Genomic DNA, 8958 nt, shown 5'->3' on the forward strand with positions numbered 1-8958 from the left:
GAAGATCACCGACCGGGCGACCGCGATCCTGGCAGCGCTGCGCGGGGAGCAGCTCGGCCGGCCGCTGGCTGTTACCGCCGCCTACGCCGCCGCCGCCCGCGCCCTGACTGCGGTCATCATCACGCTCAACCAGCAGGTCAAAGCCCTCCACAGTGAGGTGGAGGAGAATTTTGGGCAGCACCCGGACGCTGAGATCTACCTGTCCCAGCCCGGACTGGGCCGCATCCTCGGCGCCCGGGTGCTCGCAGAGTTCGGCGACGACCCGCACCGCTACCGCGACGGGAAGGCCCGCCGGAACTACGCCGCGACCAGCCCCATCACCCGCGCCTCCGGCAAGCGGAAGCTCGTAGCCGCCCGGTTCGTCCACAACGCCCGCCTCGTCGACGCCCTCAACGGCCAGGCCTTCGCCTCCCTGCGCGTCTCCGAAGGCGCACGGGCCTTCTACGACGAGCAGCGGGCTAACGGCCACGAGCACAACGACGTTCTCCGCCGCCTCGCCAACCGCCTCGTCGGCATCCTCCACGGCTGCCTCAAGACCCGCACCCCCTACAACGAGCAAACCGCCTGGTCCCACCGGGAAAAACTCCCCCGATCCGGCCTCGCCGCTTGACATCCAAACTCCTGGGATGTCTTTGCAGATAGGCGCGCACCGGTCGACCTAGCGGACGGCCGGTGATCCAGCGAGCTCCGACCCGTTGCTGATATGGAAGCGGTCTCCTCGTCAACCTGACTGCTGCCAACACTGCTGCCAAGCCGCTGGAAAACACTTGATACGCACCAACCAGCCTGGAACATCGACCCCGCACATGGCCACCCCTGGACGGTCCTGGACACCTTGCCCATTCCTACGGATCTGAAGGGCGCGCAGCTGCAAGGCGGGGCTGCCGCCCCGGACCCCGCGGCGTATGGGCTGTCGCCCCCGCTGTTTCAACCCCTCACTGCCTACGCGGCACGCGGCGGGATCTTCCCTGCACCAGCGCGGGGAGACCCCGCACCCCGAGTTAGCTCGTTCAAGGCGTGCCCGTTTCGTGCCCGATGAGGTGGTCCACCGGAGGTCATCACGGCTACTCCCGGGCAACCACCCAAGACCGGAACCTGGCTTGCTGCACGTGGACGAGGACACGGAGGAGACCTGATAAGGAAGAGGTCCCAGGTTCAAGTCCTGGTACCCCCACCCAGGTCAGAGCCATTCAGCCCTAGAAGCACCAGGTTCCTGGCCCTACAGTCGGTAGGGCCAGCGACCTCGATTGGCGGGTCAGGCAACTGCATCGTTCCCCTCGCCCTCACCTGGTTCCTCGTTCTCGTAAGCGTACGGTCGACTGACCGCCTCACCCGTTTCCCTGCTCCGCTCGGCGCCGACCGCCTCCATGATTATTGGATGCATGGTTTCCTGTGCCGTCTGTGCCGGGCTCCGGATCGATCCTGGCCTGTGGCTGCGCTGGCTCGGCGGTGTCGAGCAGTTGCCGCAATACGGCGGTGTACCGCTCCAGCGCGGCCCGGCCGTCATCGGTCAGGGCGACGGTGGTCAGCGCGTTGACGCCGGTGCCGGTCTTGTTCGTCTGCACGTACCCGGCGTCTTCCAGTTTGCGCAGGTGCGTGATCAGGTTGCCCGGTGTCAGCCCGATCAGCTCTTGCAGCCGGGTGAATGACAGATTGTCGCCCTCGGGCAGCGCCGCCAGCGTCACCATCAGGCGCAGCCGCACGGGGGCGTGGATAACCGGGTCGAGCCCGTCTTCGCTCATGAGCGGCTCCGCGCGCGGGTGATGGCCGCCATCACCAGGAACGGGATGCCGACCGCCAGGGCGTCCACGGCCCAGACCCCGGCTGGGCCGGCGAACCCGCTGAACGCGGCCACGGCGATCAGCCAGGCGCCCAGGGCGAAGGCGTACCAGTTCAGCCAGGCGGCGGTGCCGGCGGCCAGTACCACCCCGGCCACCAGCAGCGGCGAGGACGCGGTGAACACGCTGATCACCCCGTGGCCAGCACCGACATGGCGCAGCGCAGGCTGCATGACGTACACGCCGAGCAACCCGACGGCAAGTGACAGCCAGTAGATGCGCCGCCGCAACTGCGATACGCCGCCGACGCCGCTGGCCGCCCGGTCCGTCAGCTGCGCGGTGACGCCCAGGGCCAGCACGGCGAGCAGGGCCAGCAATGCCAGCGCCCAGCCCTGCGGCGCGTGAAAGGGCCGCTGCCCGCGGACCGACAGCCAGACCACGCCGTAGCCAAGCAGGTAAACCAGCGCCCAGGCCGTGAAGATCACCGGGCGGTTGACAGTCAGCTCATGCCGGGCCCGGTCCCGCGCCTGGCTCATGATGACCGCCGCGCCCTGCGCGTCCATGCCGGCTGCCTCGCTGGCGCCCGCGCCGTCAGTCATGCCGGTTCCCTCGTTCATGGCCTCTCCTTAAGTGATGGCCTGGCGGGGTCAGGAGGACGGCAGGGCCGCGAGCCTGGCCGGTCTCACACATGCTGGCCGGCGTGGGTGACCGTGGCCGGCGGGCTGATTGCCGCCCCTGGCGCGCTGGCCGGGACTCGCTGGGGGACGAACAAGCTGAGCGCCGCGGCGAAGGCCACGATCTTCGACAGCACATTCAGCGCGAACGGGACCGGGGCGGAGGGATACCCGAATCCGGACAGCCCCCAGACCGCGAAAACCACCAGCATCACCGCGAAGAAAAAGAATGATGCCCTGGACAGCTTCACCATCGGAGACAACCTCAGCAGCGCCAGCGTGGTGAATTCGACGAGGAACAAGGGCGCGAAGAACAAGACCCGGTACAAGGCCGGATCGGGAGGAATCGGGGGATAGGTCCTGGCCATGACGATGAGGTCAAACGGAAACTCAAAGATCATCGGCGCGGCCACAGCACCGATAGCGGCGCTCGCCAGCGCGGCCCGCCAGCCACGCGAACGGCCGACGATAAAGATAACGACGAAGATCACAGCCACGCAGACGGCGGTAACGGGCGTAATGGGATCCGCCGGGGCGGCGTGAAACAGGTACTCCCGGCGCGCTTGGTGAACGTAGATAGGCAGGCAGACCAGAAACACCGTAATCGCAAACCCCCAGGTCACGAGCATGAAGGTCCTGGCGCCCTCGCTGGGCCTTGCTGGCCGGACGGGCAGCGGCAGCCGGGTTCCCGCATACGCCGCGCAGCCCGCGGCGGCCACCAGGACACCGGCGAGCACGATCCTGGCGGTGCCGCCATAGCTGACCCACGTACCGGCCTGAGTCACGGCCACGTGCACCTGCTCAAACGTCATCGTCATGGCCAGCTCCTTCGCTTACTTTGTGCTTCAAAGCTAGTTTGCTTTGAAGCACAAAGTCAAGGGCGGGACCGGGCGGATCCAGGCCTTGCGAACCAAGGGCAACTGGTCTAGGCCGGGCCACGCATAGGCCATAAGCCACGGACTCTCGCGCCACCGACGGTCACTTCGAGGCACTCAACCGGCAGGCCAGCGGGAACGTCGCTCCTGGTAGACCGGACGCGGGCCACTCTCGCATGCCCGCTGACCTGCGTATGGACAGGTCTGGGCACAACCGCCCACGTCCTCCTAATAAGAGGAAAAGTCGCGCTCCGTTACCCTCGCGATCCTCATGTGCGGCACGGTCAACGCCAGGCGAAGCAACCTGGCTTCTGCCGAGTCGTCGTCCTGTAGCCTTTCGAAGTCGTCCACCAGCCCGGGGCTGACGAATACCTGCGCATCGGTGATCGCGGCCAGATTCAGCGCATCGCTGGGGCGCGCACCAACAGACCGCGCTCCGAGCGGACCCTCGACCTCGACCGCCGCGGCGTACATGTCCTCTGCCAGGCGATCGACCCGCACTTGGCGCACGTGTCCTCCGAGACCTCGCACCAGCGCCGCGGCGAAGTCGTACGTCATCGGACGGCCGAACTCCACACCCTGGAGGCGGGCAGCCAGGCTGAACGCCTCCGCCTTCCCGATCGAGATGACAACGTGCCGGTCTGCGGATATCTCATCCAGCACCACGCAGTGGAACGGCTCCTCAGCCAAGGGCGGTCCGAACCCGACGACTTTGGCGATTCGCATCTCGATGAAGCCCACATCGGTAGTCGCAGGCATGGCAGCCTCCTCTCGCTCGCTGCTTCCATCACGTTATAGCTGACAGCAACGGTGACAGCAGCCCGGACGCAGCGCACAGGGACGCGAGTGATTGAGAGGGAAAGCGTGAACTGAGGCGGGCAGGCCCACCAGACTCGGCACCGCGTCGTGCGGAACCGGGCGTGGCCGTCTTCGGTGCCGGAGATCCTCTCACCGAGCTAGTCCTCGGCAGCTACCGGAAGGACGGGGAGTATGCGAACATCCCTGCATGATGTTTGGCGGCCTGCACACCGGTTCCTGGGAGATCCTGATCATCCCGGTTGTGACGATGCTGCTATTCGCGGTGATCTTGGTACGTATGTACCACGGGGGACACCGGTAATCAGCAAAGAGCCTGAACATCAAGGCTGACCACAACGACATCCGGTCTTGGCGGACCGAAGCGGTCCGGAGGAGTGACGACAGGCCGGGCGAGAGGCCGGAGGTCGGCACCAGCGACCCGGCAATCACGAGGCCAAACAGTTGTCTGGTGCGGGTTTCCCGGCGAACCGGTCGACCTGCGACCAGGTAAGAGTGCGCAGCTCCCGGCCTTGTCGCAACAATCGCGGCACTCTAGCCTGAGTCTGGGGAGTTTCCAGAATCCGTCTGTACGCTGCTGACCGGCGGTACAGGACAGGGGTGGCGAGATGTCTGAACACGTAGCGAACGACCTCGACAAGCTCAAGGGAATCGGCCCCCACTACAAGGAGATGCTTAAAAGCATCGGCGTTGATTCGATCAAAGAGCTGCGTCACCGTAACCCGGCGCACCTGAAGCAGATGATCGAAGAACGGCATGGACCGGTGGTGGGCCTGTCCGAACATGAAACGCAAACCTGGATCGACGAAGCTAAGGCTTACCAGGAATAGTTCAACTAGTCCGCCTGGGGCCAGTCATCGGTAACCTCGCTTTAGCGGGTACTTGCCGCCTGCCTCGAAGCCTCCGGGCTGAGCAGTTCAAAGCCGAAGGCGTCGCGAACCGGTCGGTCGTGTTGACCGCGGCGCAGACCGCCAGCGCGTCCTCGACCTCCTAGCGTGAGCCGAACAGGACACGCTGCTACGAGAAACTTCGTGCATCTGTGCTCCATCTTCCCGTCACTTTCGGTCCTTCTGAAACGATTCAGGAGCCGCGAAAAGGACCAAATCTGATGTGAAGACGAAGAGTGATGTGAAGTCACGAAGAGCTACCGGACTTGAACATCAGCATTCCCACCTGCCACGGGGACGGCTAACTTGGCGCGTGCGCCGCGGCTGGCCAGTACACGGGCTCTTCCGCTGGCGGGCAGCCGCAGCTTTCCCTGACTATCAGCTCGGTAGGCAGCCGCTCGGACCTGTGCGGCAGCGTCGGGTCGGCGATCCGCTCCAGGAGGCAAGAACAGGCACGCTCGCCCAGCAGCCGCAGCGACTGGCGGACGGTAGTCAGCGGCGGCGTGATCAGCGCCCCAAAGCGGATGTCGTCGAAACCGGTGACGGCAACGTCGGCTGGGACCCGTACCCCGGCCGCCTGCAGCTCACGCATGGCCCCGATCGCCATCTGGTCGTTGCCGCAGATGATCGCATCGGGTAGCTCTCGGCCCGGCGCGGCGAGCAGCTCCCGCACCGCAAGCTGACCGCTGATTGCGGCGAAACGGCCTTCAAAGCACCCTGTCACGGCCGCGCCCGGATGCAGGGCAACCGCTTCTTCGAAAGCGCGGCGGCGTTCCCGCGCGTCCGGGGCCTCCGGCGGGCCGTCGATATAAAACAGCCGTCTCTTCCCGTGCTGCTCAAGCATGTGCCGGAGCAGTTCCGTGGTGCCGGACCAGTTATCGGCGTCGACCACATCGGCATTCGGCTCGTCGAGCGACCCGGCGGCCAGGACGATCGGCACGCGCTCCGCAAGTAGCGCCAGCTGCTCCGAGCTGATGATGCCCTCCGCGATCACCAGCCCGTCGACCTTTGCCGAGATCCTTCGCAGCTGCTGGTAGGCATCGGAGCGCTCGGCGGCGGCGAGGACCGAGATCAGCACAGACCATCCGACCTTGCTCAGCGCCACCTGGACACCGCGCAGGACCTCTTCGATGAACGCCACGCCTTCTCGCTCGACATCGGTCTCCGGGCCGCGGGCGGTAATGGTGACCAGCCCGATCACTTCCTTGCGGTGCCAGGCCATACTCTGCGCCGCGGCGTCAGGAACATAACCGAGCTCGTCGATCACCTCAAGCACGCGCTGCCGGGTAGCCGGGCGGACCCGGTCATTCCCGTGCACAACCCGTGACACCGTGGCCGTGGACACTGCGGCCGCACGTGCCACGTCGTATAGCGTGCACGCCGCACGGTTGCCCATGAGCCGAATGATAGGCCGTAAAACCCTGGGATCCGGCAGGTGCTGACTCCTAACGGGTATGCCCCGTGCTGACCCTCCGTCGGACTCGGCCCGAACGGTCCGAGCGGTAGGCTTGCCGACAAGAACCGCGTCTAGGGGTCTTTCGCGGATGTGATCGAGGTTGGAAGGACCGGCTCAGTGAAGAAGCTGTTCATCCTTGTCCTGCTGGTGCTAGGCGCCTTCGCGGTGTGGCGTAAGGTCCAGGCGCAGCGTGCTGACCTCGACCTGTGGAGCGAGGCCACCGCGCCAGACGACTACTGACGCCATGCGCGAACCTCCTGCCGTTTCGCTCGTCTGTTTCGACCTGGCGAGCCTTGTCATCGATGGCTCGATCGTGGAACGCGCCTTCGCCGAGGCCATCGCCACCCAGGGCATAGTCGTCGGAACGCAGGATTACGTTCGCTCCATGGTCCGGCTCGACCGGGCCCGGGGCCGTCCCCCGGCCGACGTGCTGCAAGAGATCTTCGACGGCGAAGAGCCGCGTGCGCAGGCCGCGTCGCTGGCCTTCGACCGCTCTTTTCGCGCGGCCGCAGAACGGTACGGCATGACAGTGCCGCCGGACGCCGTCGCGGCGCTCACCAAGGCGGCTGCGTCGGGCGCCAAGGTCTGCCTGCTCTCCGGGCTGTCCGGCGCCGCCTGTGGCGACCTGCTCGACGAGCTGTGCCGCCCGGGCATCGCGGACCTGGCGCTGTGCGCGGACGACGCGCCGCGCGGCTTCCCGTGGCCGGACCTCGTGCTCACCGCGATGCTGCGGCTCGGAACGCCCGACGTCCGGGAGGTCGCGATGGTCAGCGCCACCGAGAACGGCCTGCTGTCCGGCTGGCGGGCAGGCGCCAGGATCGTAGCGGCAATCGACAGCGGCGGCCGCGGCCCTCAGGTGGGTGCCACGCATGTGCTGGAGAACGTAGCCGCGCTGCCCGACCTGATCATCAGCGGCGGCTGACCTGCGCCGTCGTGCCCGCGTCCACTTACACTCATAAGCATGCCGGAATTGCCGGAAGTCGAATCGCTGGCCGCGTTCCTGCGCACGCACGCCAGCGGACATGTCATCGCGCGCGCCGAGGCGGCGTCATTCGCGGTGCTGAAGACCTTCGACCCGCCGCTCAGCGCGCTCACCGGGCTCACCATCGGCGACATCACGCGGCACGGCAAGTTCCTCGACCTGTCCTGCGGTGATCTGCACCTGGTAATGCACCTCGCGCGCGCGGGCTGGCTGCGCTGGCGTGACGACATCCCGGACAAGCCGGTCAAGCCGGGGAAGAGCCCGCTGGCGTTTCGGCTGGTGCTTGACGACGGCTCGGGCTTCGACCTCACCGAGGCGGGAACACAGAAGCGGCTCGCCGTCTACCTCGTCCGCGACCCGATGCTCGTGCCTGGTGTGGCGACCCTGGGACCCGAGCCGCTGGCCGACGACTTCACCGTCGAGTCGCTCGCCGCCATCCTCAAGGAACGCCGCATGCAGATCAAGGGCGTGCTCCGCGATCAGCACATCATCGCTGGGATCGGCAACGCCTACTCAGACGAGGTGCTGCACGCCGCCAAGATGTCCCCGTTCAAGCTGGCGTCGAGCTTCACCCCGGAAGAGACCGCCGCCCTGCACGAGGCCATCGTGACTACGCTCCGTGAGGCGGTCGACCGCTCGGCTGGACTGGCGGCGGCCGACCTCAAGGGCGAGAAGAAGACGGGTCTCCGGGTGCACGCCAAGACCGGCCAGCCCTGCCCGGTGTGCGGTGACACGATCCGCGAGGTTTCCTTCGCCGACTCCTCTCTGCAGTACTGCCCCACCTGCCAGACCGGTGGCAAGTCGCTCGCCGACCGCCGCATGTCCCGGCTGCTCAAGTAATTTATTCGGAACGGGCCCGTTCCTTCGCCATCTCACGAAGTCGCGACGCCGTGGGCCTTGACGTGGATCTCGGCCAGCGCCGAGGCTGCGCGGAGTCGTCAAGTCGATAAGATGGAACCGATAGCGCGTGCGGGGCTATAGCTCAGCTGGAAGAGCGTCTGGTTTGCAACCAGAAGGTCAGGGGTTCGAGCCCCCTTAGCTCCACAAGATTTCCGAACGCTTGTGCGGCGTGTACAGCAGCGGCGTACAGCAATACGGCCTAGTGCCGCGTCAGGCAACGTTTGCGCGCTTTGGGTCGCGTCACTGGCGGCAAGAAGCGGGTAATCGAATGCGGCACCGACGTCCGGGCGGTGCGGCGCCAGGTGGGAGACTCGCAGCGATGAGTGCCGACCCTGAGGTTCCCGCAACGCCACGACTCCGTGCGATCCGCGAGGCGTGGCTCGAGCGGGCGGTCGAACGTCTCGAAGCTGACCCGGCGATCAGCGCCGCAGGATTCGTCGGATCCCTCGGCCGCGGAGACGCGGACGACTGGAGTGACATCGACCTCCTCATCGTCGTCCCTGACGATCAGCTCGACCATTACGCCGACGCGACACATCTGCCCGGGTCGGACCTGGTTACCTGGAGCATCGACTCCCGTCACAATGCAC

Annotated in this window: 11 protein-coding genes and 1 tRNA gene; 7 read left to right on the plus strand and 5 right to left on the minus strand. The window is 66.4% G+C overall.

What is annotated here, in order from left to right; all coding sequences use genetic code 11:
* Positions 1–610: transposase (locus WA805_RS09490; RefSeq protein WP_425242153.1), on the plus strand; the 610-nt coding region annotated here is incomplete at its 5' end.
* Positions 611–1328: 718 nt separating this feature from the next.
* Here WA805_RS09490 and WA805_RS09495 read toward each other — a convergent pair.
* The 4 genes from WA805_RS09495 to WA805_RS09510 form a co-directional block, all read right to left on the minus strand.
* Positions 1329–1742: a transcriptional regulator gene (locus WA805_RS09495; protein WP_422284773.1), complete on the minus strand. Its 414-nt coding sequence runs from the start codon at positions 1740–1742 to the stop codon at positions 1329–1331.
* On the minus strand, positions 1739–2395 hold the full coding sequence (locus WA805_RS09500) for a hypothetical protein (RefSeq protein ID WP_422284775.1): 657 nt from the start codon (positions 2393–2395) through the stop codon (positions 1739–1741). The genes WA805_RS09495 and WA805_RS09500 overlap by 4 nt, the downstream gene beginning before the upstream one ends.
* Before the next feature lie 65 nt (positions 2396–2460).
* Positions 2461–3270 carry a hypothetical protein gene (locus WA805_RS09505; RefSeq protein ID WP_422284777.1) on the minus strand — a complete coding sequence of 270 codons (810 nt, stop codon included), beginning with the start codon at positions 3268–3270 and terminating at the stop codon, positions 2461–2463.
* Between the two features lie 285 nt (positions 3271–3555).
* Entirely contained in the window at positions 3556–4086 is a 531-nt protein-coding gene (locus tag WA805_RS09510; RefSeq protein ID WP_425242154.1) for a bifunctional nuclease family protein, read from the minus strand.
* A gap of 665 nt (positions 4087–4751) precedes the next feature.
* Here WA805_RS09510 and WA805_RS09515 point away from each other — a divergent pair.
* On the plus strand, positions 4752–4973 hold the full coding sequence (locus tag WA805_RS09515) for a DUF4332 domain-containing protein (RefSeq protein ID WP_422284781.1): 222 nt from the start codon (positions 4752–4754) through the stop codon (positions 4971–4973).
* Positions 4974–5331: 358 nt separating this feature from the next.
* Here the strand turns inward: WA805_RS09515 and WA805_RS09520 are convergent, their stop codons facing one another.
* A complete protein-coding gene (locus tag WA805_RS09520) occupies positions 5332–6426 on the minus strand; it encodes a LacI family DNA-binding transcriptional regulator (RefSeq protein ID WP_425242155.1) in 1095 nt (364 codons plus the stop codon).
* A 177-nt stretch (positions 6427–6603) separates the two neighbouring features.
* On the opposite strand from WA805_RS09520, the gene WA805_RS09525 reads away from it, so the two are divergent.
* The 5 genes from WA805_RS09525 to WA805_RS09545 form a co-directional block, all read left to right on the plus strand.
* Positions 6604–6726 carry a DLW-39 family protein gene (locus tag WA805_RS09525; protein ID WP_422273028.1) on the plus strand — a complete coding sequence of 41 codons (123 nt, stop codon included), beginning with the start codon at positions 6604–6606 and terminating at the stop codon, positions 6724–6726.
* A 4-nt stretch (positions 6727–6730) separates the two neighbouring features.
* A complete protein-coding gene (locus WA805_RS09530; RefSeq protein ID WP_422285313.1) occupies positions 6731–7408 on the plus strand; it encodes an HAD family hydrolase in 678 nt (225 codons plus the stop codon).
* Positions 7409–7447: 39 nt separating this feature from the next.
* Complete coding sequence (locus tag WA805_RS09535) at positions 7448–8308, plus strand: Fpg/Nei family DNA glycosylase (RefSeq protein ID WP_422285314.1); 861 nt, start codon at positions 7448–7450, stop codon at positions 8306–8308.
* 131 nt (positions 8309–8439) lie between these two features.
* Positions 8440–8512, plus strand: a tRNA-Ala gene (locus tag WA805_RS09540).
* A gap of 175 nt (positions 8513–8687) precedes the next feature.
* Positions 8688–8958, plus strand: a 271-nt coding sequence (locus tag WA805_RS09545; protein ID WP_425242156.1) for a nucleotidyltransferase domain-containing protein, incomplete at its 3' end; no start/stop codon positions are given.

The organism is Trebonia sp., assembly GCF_049794275.1.
Classification (GTDB): Bacteria; Actinomycetota; Actinomycetes; order Streptosporangiales; family Streptosporangiaceae; genus Trebonia.

What these genes read in the sequence shown, in the direction of transcription:
- WA805_RS09495 (WP_422284773.1), bottom strand. Translation starts at nt 1,742, where the DNA reads ATGAGCGAAGACGGGCTCGACCCGGTTATCCACGCCCCCGTGCGGCTG.
- WA805_RS09500 (WP_422284775.1), bottom strand. Translation starts at nt 2,395, where the DNA reads ATGAACGAGGGAACCGGCATGACTGACGGCGCGGGCGCCAGCGAGGCA.
- WA805_RS09505 (WP_422284777.1), bottom strand. Translation starts at nt 3,270, where the DNA reads ATGACGATGACGTTTGAGCAGGTGCACGTGGCCGTGACTCAGGCCGGT.
- WA805_RS09510 (WP_425242154.1), bottom strand. Translation starts at nt 4,086, where the DNA reads ATGCCTGCGACTACCGATGTGGGCTTCATCGAGATGCGAATCGCCAAA.
- WA805_RS09515 (WP_422284781.1), top strand. Translation starts at nt 4,752, where the DNA reads ATGTCTGAACACGTAGCGAACGACCTCGACAAGCTCAAGGGAATCGGC.
- WA805_RS09520 (WP_425242155.1), bottom strand. Translation starts at nt 6,426, where the DNA reads ATGGGCAACCGTGCGGCGTGCACGCTATACGACGTGGCACGTGCGGCC.
- WA805_RS09530 (WP_422285313.1), top strand. Translation starts at nt 6,731, where the DNA reads ATGCGCGAACCTCCTGCCGTTTCGCTCGTCTGTTTCGACCTGGCGAGC.
- WA805_RS09535 (WP_422285314.1), top strand. Translation starts at nt 7,448, where the DNA reads ATGCCGGAATTGCCGGAAGTCGAATCGCTGGCCGCGTTCCTGCGCACG.